Origin of the sequence: Escherichia sp. HH091_1A (assembly GCF_030295175.1) — a bacterium.
Lineage (GTDB): Bacteria > Pseudomonadota > Gammaproteobacteria > Enterobacterales > Enterobacteriaceae > Escherichia > Escherichia coli_F.
On the sequence record NZ_AP025749.1, the window covers coordinates 1 to 12,669 of the forward strand.

Annotated in this window: 21 protein-coding genes and 1 pseudogene; 14 read left to right on the top strand and 8 right to left on the bottom strand. The window is 45.9% G+C overall.

All coding sequences use genetic code 11. From position 1 onward, the window contains the following. Positions 1–188 precede the first annotated feature (188 nt). From repA to QUF14_RS28485, 6 genes are all read left to right on the top strand, one after another. Positions 189–1,037 (top strand): plasmid replication initiator RepA, encoded by an 849-nt coding sequence (repA, locus tag QUF14_RS28460; RefSeq protein WP_225190326.1) that lies wholly within the window; start codon positions 189–191, stop codon positions 1,035–1,037. A 643-nt stretch (positions 1,038–1,680) separates the two neighbouring features. Next, positions 1,681–1,968, top strand: coding sequence for a helix-turn-helix domain-containing protein (locus QUF14_RS28465; RefSeq protein WP_000356589.1), 288 nt, complete (start codon positions 1,681–1,683; stop codon positions 1,966–1,968). A 23-nt stretch (positions 1,969–1,991) separates the two neighbouring features. Beyond that, positions 1,992–2,255, top strand: coding sequence for a hypothetical protein (locus tag QUF14_RS28470; protein ID WP_000424604.1), 264 nt, complete (start codon positions 1,992–1,994; stop codon positions 2,253–2,255). Positions 2,256–2,499: 244 nt separating this feature from the next. Next, the gene (locus QUF14_RS28475; RefSeq protein ID WP_000269912.1) at positions 2,500–2,847 is read left to right on the top strand and encodes a type II toxin-antitoxin system RelE/ParE family toxin; all 348 of its coding nucleotides are present in this window, start codon (positions 2,500–2,502) and stop codon (positions 2,845–2,847) included. After that, positions 2,847–3,146: a helix-turn-helix domain-containing protein gene (locus QUF14_RS28480; RefSeq protein ID WP_001259435.1), complete on the top strand. Its 300-nt coding sequence runs from the start codon at positions 2,847–2,849 to the stop codon at positions 3,144–3,146. The genes QUF14_RS28475 and QUF14_RS28480 overlap by 1 nt, the downstream gene beginning before the upstream one ends. A gap of 163 nt (positions 3,147–3,309) precedes the next feature. Then, positions 3,310–3,690, top strand: a complete 381-nt coding sequence (locus QUF14_RS28485; RefSeq protein WP_000061761.1) for a hypothetical protein — start codon at positions 3,310–3,312, stop codon at positions 3,688–3,690. 103 nt (positions 3,691–3,793) lie between these two features. Here the strand turns inward: QUF14_RS28485 and QUF14_RS28490 are convergent, their stop codons facing one another. Further along, the gene (locus QUF14_RS28490) at positions 3,794–4,219 is read right to left on the bottom strand and encodes a hypothetical protein (RefSeq protein ID WP_016240784.1); all 426 of its coding nucleotides are present in this window, start codon (positions 4,217–4,219) and stop codon (positions 3,794–3,796) included. A 101-nt stretch (positions 4,220–4,320) separates the two neighbouring features. Here QUF14_RS28490 and QUF14_RS28495 point away from each other — a divergent pair, with 101 nt between their 5' ends. Together QUF14_RS28495 and QUF14_RS28500 are read left to right on the top strand one after the other, a co-directional pair. Continuing rightward, positions 4,321–4,593: a helix-turn-helix domain-containing protein gene (locus tag QUF14_RS28495; protein ID WP_042038402.1), complete on the top strand. Its 273-nt coding sequence runs from the start codon at positions 4,321–4,323 to the stop codon at positions 4,591–4,593. A 610-nt stretch (positions 4,594–5,203) separates the two neighbouring features. Then, positions 5,204–5,392 (top strand): hypothetical protein, encoded by a 189-nt coding sequence (locus tag QUF14_RS28500; RefSeq protein WP_004105254.1) that lies wholly within the window; start codon positions 5,204–5,206, stop codon positions 5,390–5,392. Positions 5,393–5,402: 10 nt separating this feature from the next. Here QUF14_RS28500 and QUF14_RS28505 read toward each other — a convergent pair whose 3' ends face one another. The 7 genes and pseudogenes from QUF14_RS28505 to QUF14_RS28540 form a co-directional block, all read right to left on the bottom strand. Beyond that, on the bottom strand, positions 5,403–6,119 hold the full coding sequence (locus tag QUF14_RS28505; protein ID WP_223673534.1) for a Rha family transcriptional regulator: 717 nt from the start codon (positions 6,117–6,119) through the stop codon (positions 5,403–5,405). Between the two features lie 78 nt (positions 6,120–6,197). Next, positions 6,198–6,545, bottom strand: a pseudogene (locus QUF14_RS28510) (ORF6N domain-containing protein); the annotation flags it as partial. After that, positions 6,542–6,733, bottom strand: coding sequence for a hypothetical protein (locus QUF14_RS28515; RefSeq protein ID WP_042038396.1), 192 nt, complete (start codon positions 6,731–6,733; stop codon positions 6,542–6,544). The gene QUF14_RS28515 and the pseudogene QUF14_RS28510, both read right to left, overlap by 4 nt. Before the next feature lie 1,129 nt (positions 6,734–7,862). After that, entirely contained in the window at positions 7,863–8,111 is a 249-nt protein-coding gene (locus QUF14_RS28525) for a hypothetical protein (RefSeq protein WP_000730008.1), read from the bottom strand. A 43-nt stretch (positions 8,112–8,154) separates the two neighbouring features. Continuing rightward, on the bottom strand, positions 8,155–8,808 hold the full coding sequence (locus QUF14_RS28530) for a ParA family protein (protein ID WP_000156167.1): 654 nt from the start codon (positions 8,806–8,808) through the stop codon (positions 8,155–8,157). A 150-nt stretch (positions 8,809–8,958) separates the two neighbouring features. Next, on the bottom strand, positions 8,959–9,333 hold the full coding sequence (locus tag QUF14_RS28535) for a hypothetical protein (RefSeq protein WP_042038394.1): 375 nt from the start codon (positions 9,331–9,333) through the stop codon (positions 8,959–8,961). A gap of 92 nt (positions 9,334–9,425) precedes the next feature. Further along, positions 9,426–10,082 (bottom strand): XRE family transcriptional regulator, encoded by a 657-nt coding sequence (locus QUF14_RS28540; RefSeq protein ID WP_000839976.1) that lies wholly within the window; start codon positions 10,080–10,082, stop codon positions 9,426–9,428. 173 nt (positions 10,083–10,255) lie between these two features. On the opposite strand from QUF14_RS28540, the gene QUF14_RS28545 reads away from it, so the two are divergent. From QUF14_RS28545 to QUF14_RS28570, 6 genes are read left to right on the top strand one after another with little or no spacing between them, the layout of a single operon-like run. Continuing rightward, a complete protein-coding gene (locus QUF14_RS28545; RefSeq protein WP_033816865.1) occupies positions 10,256–10,750 on the top strand; it encodes a hypothetical protein in 495 nt (164 codons plus the stop codon). After that, the gene (locus tag QUF14_RS28550; protein WP_096040783.1) at positions 10,747–11,262 is read left to right on the top strand and encodes a hypothetical protein; all 516 of its coding nucleotides are present in this window, start codon (positions 10,747–10,749) and stop codon (positions 11,260–11,262) included. Before QUF14_RS28545 ends, QUF14_RS28550 begins: the two co-directional genes overlap by 4 nt. Continuing rightward, on the top strand, positions 11,259–11,492 hold the full coding sequence (locus tag QUF14_RS28555; protein ID WP_000100624.1) for a hypothetical protein: 234 nt from the start codon (positions 11,259–11,261) through the stop codon (positions 11,490–11,492). The genes QUF14_RS28550 and QUF14_RS28555 overlap by 4 nt, the downstream gene beginning before the upstream one ends. Continuing rightward, on the top strand, positions 11,492–11,896 hold the full coding sequence (locus tag QUF14_RS28560; protein WP_001014473.1) for a Ref family recombination enhancement nuclease: 405 nt from the start codon (positions 11,492–11,494) through the stop codon (positions 11,894–11,896). Before QUF14_RS28555 ends, QUF14_RS28560 begins: the two co-directional genes overlap by 1 nt. Next, complete coding sequence (locus QUF14_RS28565; protein WP_001270825.1) at positions 11,893–12,225, top strand: DUF1064 domain-containing protein; 333 nt, start codon at positions 11,893–11,895, stop codon at positions 12,223–12,225. Before QUF14_RS28560 ends, QUF14_RS28565 begins: the two co-directional genes overlap by 4 nt. Positions 12,226–12,228: 3 nt before the next feature. Next, entirely contained in the window at positions 12,229–12,606 is a 378-nt protein-coding gene (locus QUF14_RS28570; protein ID WP_001250512.1) for a hypothetical protein, read from the top strand. Positions 12,607–12,669: the final 63 nt, after the last annotated feature.

Sequence of the window (12,669 nt, forward strand, 5' to 3'; positions counted from 1 at the left end):
AAAACCACGTAACGTGGTTATGATTGTGGGTGTCTGGTTGAAAAGTGACCAGATATGGAAACAAAAAGCCCGCAGATAAATCTGCGGGCTTCTTGCGACATCCACGGAAAGGAAAACCAACAACTAACCATGGGCGCCTCGACAACTCCCATTATACGTTGGTTTTCCGTGGACGCAAGAGCGAACATATGGATAGACCAATGCCGTCTCTACGTTCAGCTTACGTTTGTAATTTGTCGCCGGAGTTCCAGCCTCCAAAGCACCATACGCACAAGCTGCCGCTGGTGTTATCTGATGCTTTACAGCGCATTAATGGTCGTGATCTTACGTGTGAGGTTGCGTTCTACGTTAATCAACCGTCAGAGCGGAAACGCCGGATAAACGAGCATCGTCGTCGGGCGATTAATGCTGTGATTGCTGCGATTTTGCACCATGTAAACATCATTTCTAAGCGGGTTCTGGCCAGTGCTGAGGCGTTGGCTGATTTTTGCGGCCTGTCTACCGTATCCGAAGCTGGGAACAAGTCTATAACGCGCTGTACAAGGGCGTTGTCGCAACTGAAAGAGTTAGGTTTTATTGATTATGAACGTCGCTGGGATCGGGTGAATAAACAGTATTGGCCAGCGAAAATCGAGATTCGTGATCAACTGCTGGAAACAGTTGGTATTACTGAACAAGCATGGAGACGTGCGGTTAGCCAGAAACTTAATTACTTCAATGCGAAGAATAGCGAACGGCTTAAAAAAGCGATAACGGAGGCTGATTATAAGCGTATTGTTATTCAGGAGCAGATGGAGAATGTATGGCGTCAGAGGAAGACGGCCAGAGAGATAAAGGCAAAACAGAAAGCAGCGGAGAGAGCTGCGCGTCTTGTTCAGGAAAAGGGAGAGGCCGAACTTCGCCATCAAATCACTAGAGAGGTTAGCCAGGAATTTGCTGATGGCATGTATCCTGGTGCTGACCTTGCATATTTACGCTCCCTCGTTGAGCAGCGTTATAACAGGCTAAGAAAGACCTGGAAATCACTCCAACATTAACCCACCTGAATGATGAATCCGGTTTTACCGGAGGATTATCTACGTCGCAATAAAATATCTGTTCAAAAAACAATCTAAATTAATTTTCTCTAAACCTGAACACAGCAAAAATATCGCCTTTACAGGCATCGGCTAATAAAGTTATCCACAGTTTTGATATGTATATGCAAATGGTTTTTTATAATAGATGCACTAAACAAATAAATGCAAAATCACTTTCTTTTATTAAAACTTTCTTTATTTAACTTACGCAGGCTTTGCCTGTGAATATGTTCGCCCTTGCAGCGAGCTAAAGCTCGCGCCGGTTCGAGTCGCTACGCTCAAATATACCTCCTCCGGCACTTGCCGGAGGCATGGAGCAGCCTGATCATCCTTTTCGAAACGGCGCGTTTCGAACTATACAAAATCAATTTATATAAGGCCGAAATAAGGCCTACGGCCGGGCTTTGCAGGAGGAAGGGGCGAGCCTTATCAATAAACGTCGATAAATACGCACACAGTAGCCATCAGAACGCGATAAAACGTAAGAAACATCATTTCCTATTAGACATAGAAAACTTGTCTTATACGCAATGTAGTAAATTTCTATTGCCACATAGGAAAAGATTTCCTACCATCGTAGATATAATAAATGGAGATGGTTATGGATAAAGATACTGTTTTAAAAATGTTGAATCCGGCTTGTTTAAAAAAAGCGGATGAATGGGAATCTCCTACATGTGGAGAAGTTCGGGCAGTCATTGGCCTGACCGGAATGAGCGGCTCGCAGTTGGCCAAAAAACTTGGCTTAAAAGATAGTCGCAATGTTCGCAACTGGCAGATGTTAAAGGAGTCCACATCCAGATCCAGCATTCCGTATGCAGCCTGGGCGCTGCTGTGTTACTTCGCTGGGTTAGGGTTAATCTTCATTGATAACAAAACAGATGTTTGAAACATGCAAATATGAGGTTTGTTATGGAACTTGTACGCAAAACACGCAAAGAGTTCTTGGACCTGTATCGCATGGGAGCTTTCACTTGTGTTGTGGCTACCCAGGACGAAGTGACAAAAAGCTGGCGGCTTTTTGCTCTCAATAAAAAAGGGATTGCCGTTTTCATTGAAAAAGCCCGTGGTGGTATCCGCGAATGGGCGGGATTGAATTATGTGGCTGATTTTTGCGCAGCTATGGGGATTCGTCGCTGGGAAGTCCATATGCCAGGAGTAAAGTCACAAAAATAGGGCTTTCGCGTCGAAAATGAGGCGAAACTGAAAACGAGATTTCATTAACAAATAAGCAACATAAAAAACGGTGGAAAACGCCCAGGAAAACATGATCTTTTGAGCGGATTTTTTAGATCCGACAATGAACGGTGATCCGGTGGTGCCGATAACGTCCATTATGTTAAATAGCCCCGTTTTTCTTGAAATTATAACTCACAGGTTATATAGTTAGTGATATAAACTACAGGTTATAGGATTGAGCATGTGGACGGTACTTTTTAGCCAGCGATTTGACGACTGGCTAAATGAGCAAGAAGACGCTCTTCAGGAAAAGGTTTTGGCTGATTTGAAAAAGCTACAGGTTTACGGACCTGAGTTACCCAGGCCATATGCCGATACCGTAAAAGGTTCTCGGTACAAAAATATGAAAGAGCTTCGCGTTCAGTTTTCTGGCCGTCCGATAAGAGCCTTTTATGCGTTCGATCCGATTCGCCGGGCCATCGTTCTTTGTGCAGGAGACAAAAGTAACGATAAGCGGTTTTATGAAAAACTGGTGCGTATAGCTGAGGATGAGTTTGCAGCACATCTGAACACACTGGAGAGCAAGTAATGAGAACATTAGATGAGGCGATTGCCAGCCGTTCACCGGAAAGCCAGGCGCGAATTAAAGAAATGGCAGATGAGATGATTCTTGAGGTCGGCTTGCAGATGATGCGTGAAGAACTCCAGTTATCACAAAAACAGGTTGCTGAGGCGATGGGTATAAGCCAGCCAGCAGTAACAAAGCTGGAGCAGCGCGGAAATGATTTAAAGCTGGCGACATTAAAGCGTTACGTTGAAGCTATGGGAGGCAAATTAAGCCTGGATGTTGAGCTTCCCACAGGAAAACGAATAGCGTTTAACATCTGATCAGAACGAATGATAAGCCCCTGTTGCAAAGGGGCTTTTTTGTGCTTATAGAATTATATAATTATATATTTATATAAAAAGTGCTTTACAGGTGGGAAAAAAATTCCTAAGGTTATACCCGAAACCGAGCGATACCCGCCCTGGTTAAACCGGAGATAACCCGATGAGCATGATTAAAATCCGCAAAAACGCTTTCCTTAAAATTCAAACTATCCTGGCTGGTTCTGTTGGCGTGATTTGCCGTTCTTCCTCAAGCCGCATCGATGACTGCTACGATGATGAGTATCGTGTGTCCTCATGCGATGAGGCTTTAACCTGGCTGAAGGAGAATCAGGAACGTGCCCAGGTATATCTGGAAACAGAGAACGGCAATCAGATGCTGCGTATTAGCGGTCGTTATGGATTTGAAACTACATTCATGGCCTATTTTAATCAGGCTTACTTTGACAAGGAGTTGGCCTGGTACACTGATCGCATGAGCAAAAGCGAGCCAGCCCCGATTACACCGCCGAACAATAAACCATTTTTATTCCTCGTTAAGTAAACACAATGCGCAAAGTGTCATTTTGACACTTTGCGAGTGTTAATATAGGGGGCGTTTGAAGATAGATAACTTATTGTGGGGCAAGCCGATAACTTACATTGGGTTAGCTTGAATAGGTAGTTGGTATTTTGAGCATATGGCCAATCTCTTCGAGATGCTTAGATGGATTCTCCCCAGTCTTACCTTCATGTATTGACGCTATATAGTTCAAATTTTGAGCTGCCCCAAGAATCTCGGTGGCTGATGGAACAAGACGAAAGCCGATATGTAACTTTTTGATATAGAAAGGTAAAGTGGAATATTTCGCCATTAACTGTGCTGCGGAATCTTTTAGATCATGAATGATTTCTGGCTTTAAGTTCGAGCCAGGATTCACTATTTTTGCTTGGTTACATAATAACAGATTGGATATTTTCCCTAGTTGTTCCCTGAATGAAATGTAAGGCTCAATAGCTCCTTTGACGATGAGTTGGCCTAGAACAAAAACACTTACACCAGTGACCACGGTGACAAAAGCAGATGAACTCATTTTTTACCTAAAGCCTAAAGATTGGATTGTTAATACATCTTATTTTGTCGTGAGTGGCTATGTCTAATTTATTGAATATCTAGGGAAAGGTAGAGGATGTAATGACGGGTTACGAATTGAAATTATGGCGTCGTGGGATGAACTGGACGCAGGAGCGAGCAGCCGAAGAGTTTGGGATATCGTTGGCTACATATAAGCGATATGAGAAGGGGGAGCCGCCGAGGGTCATTGAGATGGCCATTCGCGTTCTGTCGTTTGACGATATGGTTAAGGATCTTTCACACCTTGATAAAGATGCGATTCTGTTAAGGCTGCAAACCCTTGTATGGGAAAAGGTTAAAGTGTCGGCAGAATTGGAACAAGGGATCAAATGATCCTTTACGGATCGTTTTATGGTGGTGTAATGTAAGCGCCAGAAAGACAAAAACCGCCTTGCCGGGCGGTTTTCAGTCTGAAATTTAAATCTTGCTTGGTAGGCTGGATTTAAAAAGACACCTCTTGATTGGGGCGGCTTTCTTGCGTCTAAAGATAATCAAATCTTTTTGCGCCTGCAACCCCTTTTTTACTGGTGCCCATTTCAGACTCACGCTCGCGTCGTTGTCTTTGCCACTTCGTTGGGTTCGGTGTTTTTGGGCGAAGTGGCGCGCGGGTATGCGTACAAGGGGAAAGTGTGCTGACGCAAGCCAGGAACAGCGATCTAAACTAAGTCGAGTCTGAGAAAGGCAGGAGTGCGACAACTCGCCTGTGCTCTATGAGCAGAAGAAGGTATATCAGACGACCAATGGCATGATTGTGGGCCACAGGGCGCACACGGCGGCGAAGCATTGGAAACGATGTGGAGCTATCTGGTGGCATGAGTTCCGGTACTCGATCTCGAGCTTTTTTTGATGCTTTTGAGAAGGGGCCGGAACTCCGGTAAAGGGCACCCTGTATGGGGGGAGGGGGGGGTGTGTCTGAAGGGTGGTTATCGGTTATGGTGGAATTATGATGCGTAGAAAAGCGAGTTTGCTGCAAGCTATTGGGTCCATTATTTCTTTGTTTCCGGCAGTTGATCATTTTCGTCATATGGCGACACGTTCGAGTATGGGCTTGGCGCGTGACGCTGACGCTATTCGAAAGGATTTTCAGAAAGTCTCTGGTGTTGATAAGAGAGAAAAGAGTAAGGGGCCGTAGCCCCTTGTAGTTATGGTCTGCTTTTCTGTGCCAGCTTATCAGCACATGTTTTTATCAGATCCTGTAGTGTCCTGGCTGGCAGGTTTGCATCCAGTACGCTGAGTATGCTGTTGTGATCAGCCTGGTCGACTACTTTGCCTGTCGGTGGTAGTAGCTTGAGCTGAGGATTCAGGTTTTCGTCAAAGCTGATAAGTGCTCTGGCGTTTCTGAGCAGATCAAGAAGTAAGGCTGATATCACATTTTCCTGAGTCATTGCTGGCAGACTTAGCGCCGCTTTGGTTTTCCCTGTTGCCTTGTCAAACTCCTTGATTAGTTCCTTCCTGTAGTTCGGTTCCGTTAATAGCCGATTATGCTCTGTTGCCGCGCGGATAATCGTTTTTTCCTGGTACAGTCGTTTAGCCAGATCGCGCTCGTACTGTGTTTTTAACACGCTGCTGATAGCGTTAAAGGCTTCAATGTAGGCCAGCTTGATATCCTTCACGCCTGGACCGTCGATACTTTCCATGAGCAAGGTAAATCCGTCTTTTGTCATGCGATAGATTGTTATTTCGCGGTCGCTTCCTTCCAACGGTCGTTGCTCTTTAAAGAAATGACGCGCCGCAGCTGTGCGAGGAATGCGTAACGCATCGATGGCCATAACGATGGAATTGTTTGTGGTGCTGAATGCCTGGGCAACATCGGCTGAGGTTGTGAGTGGCTCGTTGTTGCACACTTTAATGTAAAACATCGGTTTGGCGTTGAGCGTATCGACAACCTCACGAGCATTGTTTGGTGAGACGGTTACGGTCGCGGCCGTTTGTGCGTTCTGGTTGAAATAGCAGTCTTCCAGTTTTTCGAACACATCCCAAGCCTGATCGGTTTCGAGCATTTTGGCGTGACGGGCTGCTCCGTGTTCGGTCCAGAGAATTAGGGAGCGGGCATTTTTACCAACTAACCCGATTGTTTCAGGTCTGTTCTTGAACTCGCGTAATTCGTTTTTTTCAATTTTAAAGTAATGCTTTCCGGCTATGAATCGCGTCGTGTTGTTCAGAAAGTTATCAGAAATGTTTTTGATTTTTGTTCCGTATAACTGCGCCAGAAGTTCACTAGTGATAACGGGGATCTGGTTATGCAGGATAGGCTGTAGGGTGTTAACGGTCGGAAGCGTTTTCATTTTGTACCTCCCATAACTACTTTGGTTACGAGGGAGATTTTTGCGTCAGAAACAGCGTTATCGTTGCTGGCGATGCGCATAGCTTCGCGCTCGATGATTTCAGCCAGGCGGAGTTTATCGGCGTATGAGGCTTTCTTGAGAAGGATCTTTACGAGGTTGACGTAATAGTCATGGGGTAAGTTTGTCATGGTGATAGTTCCCTTAAAGGTTAAGGATACTCACCACCGTCTGGTTCCAATCATTGGGTGGTGAGACGTACAGGGTTGGAACTACCGGTCACCATGGAATCCGGCGAGTCTTACGACTCCCCCGCACGCCCCACCATAATTTGGGTGTAGCAGTGCTTTACGCATAAAAAAACCGCTAACGCGGTATGCGCCATGATGATTATCGGGGTTCCAATCCCGGCCGTAGATTTTGCTACGGCTCGGAAAGTGTCCACCAATGGCGCATTCATGTCAATACGGCGGGATTTTAACAGAGACAACCACATAGCGTGGGTTTATTGGTAGGCAGAAACAAAAGAACCGCCCTATTGAGGACGGTTCTTTCGTGCTGATCGGATTCGCGGTCCTTTCAGCATTACGTTGTTGTATAAACAACCACGCAAGCACAAGCAGCAAGTTAATTTTACCCAAAAGGTAATAATAGTCCACTATTATGCTTCAAAAAATTGTGGTTCTTGTTGTGCCTGCAAACTCACAGATTGTGGGTAGGTTACTGATTTTGTGAAAATAAACGAGTTTTTTCGTTTAATTTCTTTCCTATTACTAATCTTAAAATAATCGTAAAATACCTGTGGACCTTCCCGCCGATTCGCACCCGGGCACCGACTTTAGGGGAGGATTCTCCGTTGCCGTACATGCAAGCACAAGCAGCCGTGCTTGCTCTCGCGTTGTTTTCGTCGGTGGGGATGCCGTGAAACGGCCTGTAAGGGCCATACAATGAAAAAATACTGTATGTGTATTTTTATCGTTGTTACTGGAGCTTTGTTTACGCCACATGGGGAGGGTTGGAAGATTACTGATAACGCTCTGAATGTGACGATAAACATTAGCAGCAAGTAGCGATTAGGCCCCTTCGGGGGCCTTTTTTATGGTTGAATTTAAACGCTGGAGCGCATTAAGCCTTTCAGAACTGCTTCACGTACCCATTCTGGCCTGGTGGATAGCAGGGCAAATAAGCGACCAGCTTGCAGCCGTTTGAGGTCGGTTAGACGAGTTTTCAGTAACCGTGTATATTGTTGCTCGGACATAACAAATTCCCCTTGTTGTGTCGCGACGGCCAACAGTTGGCGCTGGAGGCCGTCACCTTCTCTTACTTCTGGTTGTATTGAGCCTTGAGTAACTCAAAAGATTTTGTCAGCACTTCTTTCAATGACATATCCATTGAGCTGGCGAACGTTTTGTACTCGCGTTTAAATTCAGGGTCGACGTTAAACGCCATTTGTGCCCCACCTGATTTGGTTCTGGTTGGCGTTTCAGTCGGGTCGAAAACCTGCGGTTGTTCGATCGATGGCGGTACGCCTTTGCTGTTCTTCTTTGGTGGTTTTGATGGTGCGGCCATGTGCATCCCCTCTTATATAAATCTATAAAACTATAATTATATATTACGCGGCAGTAGTCAGAGCCTCAAGCTGGTTGATAATCCCCTGAATAACGTCGTCTGCCTTTTTGCGTGGCGCAACGTATGAGCACTCAATGAGGCTTAAGCCCTTATCCTGAGCTTTGCTCAGAGCTGGCTTGTGGGGAATGTACTTATCGACAACAAAGTATGGCGTATTAGCCAGGTACTCTTGGGCTTCAATATAGTCAGCTTCGTTTTCAGCCGCGCCGGAAAACACCATGCAAATTTTCTTGATTGGTACACCCTTTTTAACGATGCCGTGAGCTGTGTTAACGGTGGTTTCCAGGTCATCGGTAGAGAATCTGGTTGGCAAAATAACCATATCCAGAAATTCAGAGAGCTTCGGTACTGATTCAGATGCGTAGGCACCGCCATCTACGATAACCAGGTCGTATACTTCTGATTCGATGATTTTCTGGACTTGTGATGGTGTGCCGCACGGCTGTGCCGCGATTGCTGGTTCGATATTGTTGGCCATTCTGCGTTGTACCCAACGCGTTACCGTTCCGTTAAGCACATCCATATCGATCAGGCATACATTCCAGCCAGCCTTTGCATAAGCAACTGCTAAAGCACGAGCAATGGTTGATTTGGTTACGCCGCCTTTTCCGTTGAAAATACCTACAGATATAGTCATTTGTCGAGACTCCATGTGTTTGATTATATAATTCTATAAATCTATATTTATAGAATGAGGTAAGCATAACCAACTTTTTGGCGGATGAAAAGCGTTTTATATAATTATATAAATCTATAATTATATAAGCGGGCGTTAGCCCGCTTGCAGTCAGAGGTCAGCTATCGTTGATATCAGTTGATTTGCTAGCTGTCGCTGTTTACGTGAGAGGGTTAGAGCAGCTTCTGAGCGGTCGCTAAGAGGGGTGTTTTCATCGAGAATCATGAGGCATACAGAAATAATAGCCCTGTTATATGCCATCAATGACTGGCACAGCTTCGATACCGCTGGCACATCGTATTGTAAGGCCGTTTTGAGGCAGACTTTTTGTTCTGATGCCAGATGAAGGATAGATTCTATCCAGTCGATATCTTTCTCATTATCAATGAGTTGGCATAACATACACTCAATCGCTATGTTCAACGCTTGGATTTCGATTCCAGCAGTGATCAGAGTTTCGTTTTTATTGGCTGTATGTAATTCCATGCGTAGCCTCTTTTATACTTTTACATGTTGTCAAAACCACAAAATGTGGTTTTTTTGAGCGTAGAAATGCACGGCTTTCGCCGTGCTGTGTATCATAACCAGTTGACAACACTAACTACGCGGCCAAGAACTTTATAACGCTTAAATTCCTCGTTATTCAGATGCTTAGTGTTCATTTCAGCATCCCTTTCGGTTGACAGCATAACAGCATTGTCACCCGGTATGACTCTACAGTGCCTCAAAACAACCAGGCCATTTCTGTCTTCAAGGGCATAGATCCCCTCATGAATCTCTGTATCGTCTGTATTAATCAGGACTTGGGAGCCAGGGGATATTGTTGGTGACATTAACTCATCGTTGCTCTGGAGAACTGACAGAGACGATGGGTTGATGTTCTTGCTTCGTAGAATCTCCTGTTCTATCGCCAGCACTGGCTTTTCTCCGGCGTGCGATGCTATGTCATTTTTTATAGCTACAAGCCCAGGAATAACAGGAGCGTTAGTATTCTGGGGTGGGAACGGGTTATCTGTTAAGCACGCGATATAAGGCGCTGATGCTTTCAGGGCGTGCGCGATTTTCTTGATGGCAGGTATAGATGGTTGTCTTAATCCGGCCTCATAGTTCTGCAAGGTGCTTAAGCCTATTCCAGTGACTTGCTGGAGATCTCCGGCAGTCATGCCGGATTGTTTCCGTAGAGTCTGAATGCGCAGACCTATTTCTTTCTTGATGTTCTCGTCGTTGCTTTTCATGTCTCATCAATCGTGAATGGTGGGTTATTTATACATTACCACATTTAGTGGTTTTCACATGGTAAGACGAGAGGTGGACCACAAATAGAAGGTTATTTTTTGTTTCGCCCATTGAAAAACCCACAATATGTGGTTTTAATACCACATATTGTGGTTTAACTGGAGTTCGTTAAATGACCTTTCAGGAGTGGGTTGACGAAAATGGAGGCCAAATTGGTGTTGCCAGAAAGTTTGGCTTTACGTCATCACTGATTGGTGCCTGGTATCGCTTCGAGAGATTCCCTCGTGCGGATAACCTGACGCTGCTGGTGGCGTATTCGGAAGGCCGGATTAACGTCCAGCAATGGGCGGCAGATTTTGCCGAACGTCAGCGCCAGCGTAGCGATGGCACATCGGTTCGGCAGAACAAGATCAAAGGGAATCTCCCTGTTAACTGCTTATCAAGGCTGAAAGCGGTTTTCTCTGAGCTGGGGATGCCTGCGGAGCGTTGCAATCTACGCGGTCCGCGATTCATTGCTCGCTGGAAACACTCACACGTAACCGTTTCAGAGGTTCGTGATGCGATTGCCATGCTGGAGTTTAAGAATAAAGATTCCAGCGATATCGAGCTGATTCATAAGGAGATTAGCAACGCCCGGCGTTCAGCACTTGGGAGGCTTGAGGAATGATGATTCTGGCCTTCTTTGGTGATAATCACCAGATTCAATCGAAGGTGGTGCACTACCTTGATCAAACGATTAAAGGATTTGTTATCGATCATATTGATAACGATAGCAAACATCTATCTGTAGATCAGAAAATTGGACGTGTGCAGCGACTGGTTGCCAGCCGTAACAGACGTGACACCGTAACAGTAGTCACGGGGATAACGGAGGTCATGGAGTACCAGATGTTGCTGCATCGTGGAGCTGTTTTCTGCGTTCTTCCTGGCATTCTGCCAGCAATTCTTGCTCGTGGTTTGGTCCCTATTGATGAGTCGTTTTTATATGTAACCCCAAGCCGTTCCCTTCTGGATACGGAGGCGAAGCGTCGCATTTATATGATGCCGGACGAGGCATTTTCTGAATGTTACCGCCGTGAAATGAGGTTGGGTAAACGAGAAGTGTCTGTTGTTCGTGATGGCAGGTTTTTAAGAAGCCGCACGGTGAAAAGCACCAGAAATGACGGGGGCCATCAATGAGTAGTTATGTTCGCGGTGCTGCGATGCATTGCCAGAATCCCCAATTCTGGCGCTTTCTGACCAGTAAAACAGGGAAGAACGTTTCAAACAGTTCTGAGGCCTCTGTGATTCTGCGTGAGTTTTGCGGGATCTCATCCCGTAAAGAGCTGGCAAAGAACTACGCGGCCAGAAGCATGTATGTCCAGTTAATCAACGAGTTCAACCTCTTTATCAATGGTAAGGGGCGCTGATGAACGGACGTACACCAACGAAGAAAGAGAAACTTTATATACAAGCGGTGCTCACTCACGTGGGTTGCATAGCTTGCATTATTGATGGCCGTGAAATTGAGAATCCAGAGCTGTGGACGGAGCTACATCACGATCCTGATTACGGCAGCGTTGATGAGAATTGCCACTTCCATAGCTTTGGGTTGTGCGCACCACATCATCGCGGTGTTGTGCCTGGTGGTGGGCGCGTGCCTCCGCATATTGCCGTTCGTCACCCTCCCCTGAGTAATTGTGCTCGCTTTGTTGAGCGTTATGGCACCGATGAATTTTTGTGTGCGCAGACGTGGGAGCTGTTGCCGCAGTCAGTTAAAGACGAAATTGGGTTTGATCTTAGTCTTGGTGAAGTACCAGGGGATACCAAATGAGATATACCGGCTTTCGCAAACCAGCGACCAGGAAAAGCAAATACGGCAATAAAAAAACTGTTGTCGATGATATCGCTTTTGATAGCAAAAAAGAGGCTGATTACTACTGCGAACTGAAGCTACTGAGAAAAGCTGGCCGCGTTGTGACGTTTCTTATGCAGGTGCCTTTTCATCTGCCTGGTGGTGTCGTTTATAAACTTGATTTCATGGTGTTTTATGACGATGGGACGATTGATTGTGTCGACACTAAAGGTGTGCGAACAGACGTCTACATCATGAAGAAAAAGCAGGTAGAGGCGCTTTATCCCGTCACGATACGGGAGATCTGAACAGTGAGACGCGATCTGGATAGCTTGTTTGAGCTATGGGCGCTGTGGGTGCGCAATGGCTGCAACGCCCGTAGCGGTTTCGCGTCGATGTTAGAAATGATGATGGTTACGCGCTGCCAGTTTACCGGAGGGGGCGGCGCACCAAATGACTCACTGGAAACCAGTATCGAGGGAGCGGTGACGGCCCTCACGGTAGTTGATGAGACTGCGGCGCTGGTTGTCCGAATTGAATACGGGGCGTGGGAGATTCGGGGCCTCGACATAAATGCACCGCATATTGATAAAGCCCACGCCCTTTCTCTTAGTCTCAGACAGTATCGCCGGAAGCTGGCAAAAGCCAGGGCGTATGTTGTCGACTATTTGAAAAAGCGAAGAGAGTAAAAGTGTCATTTTGAGCTGTTTTGATGGTGTGTAGACATCGGGAACATCGAAAATCTATAAATA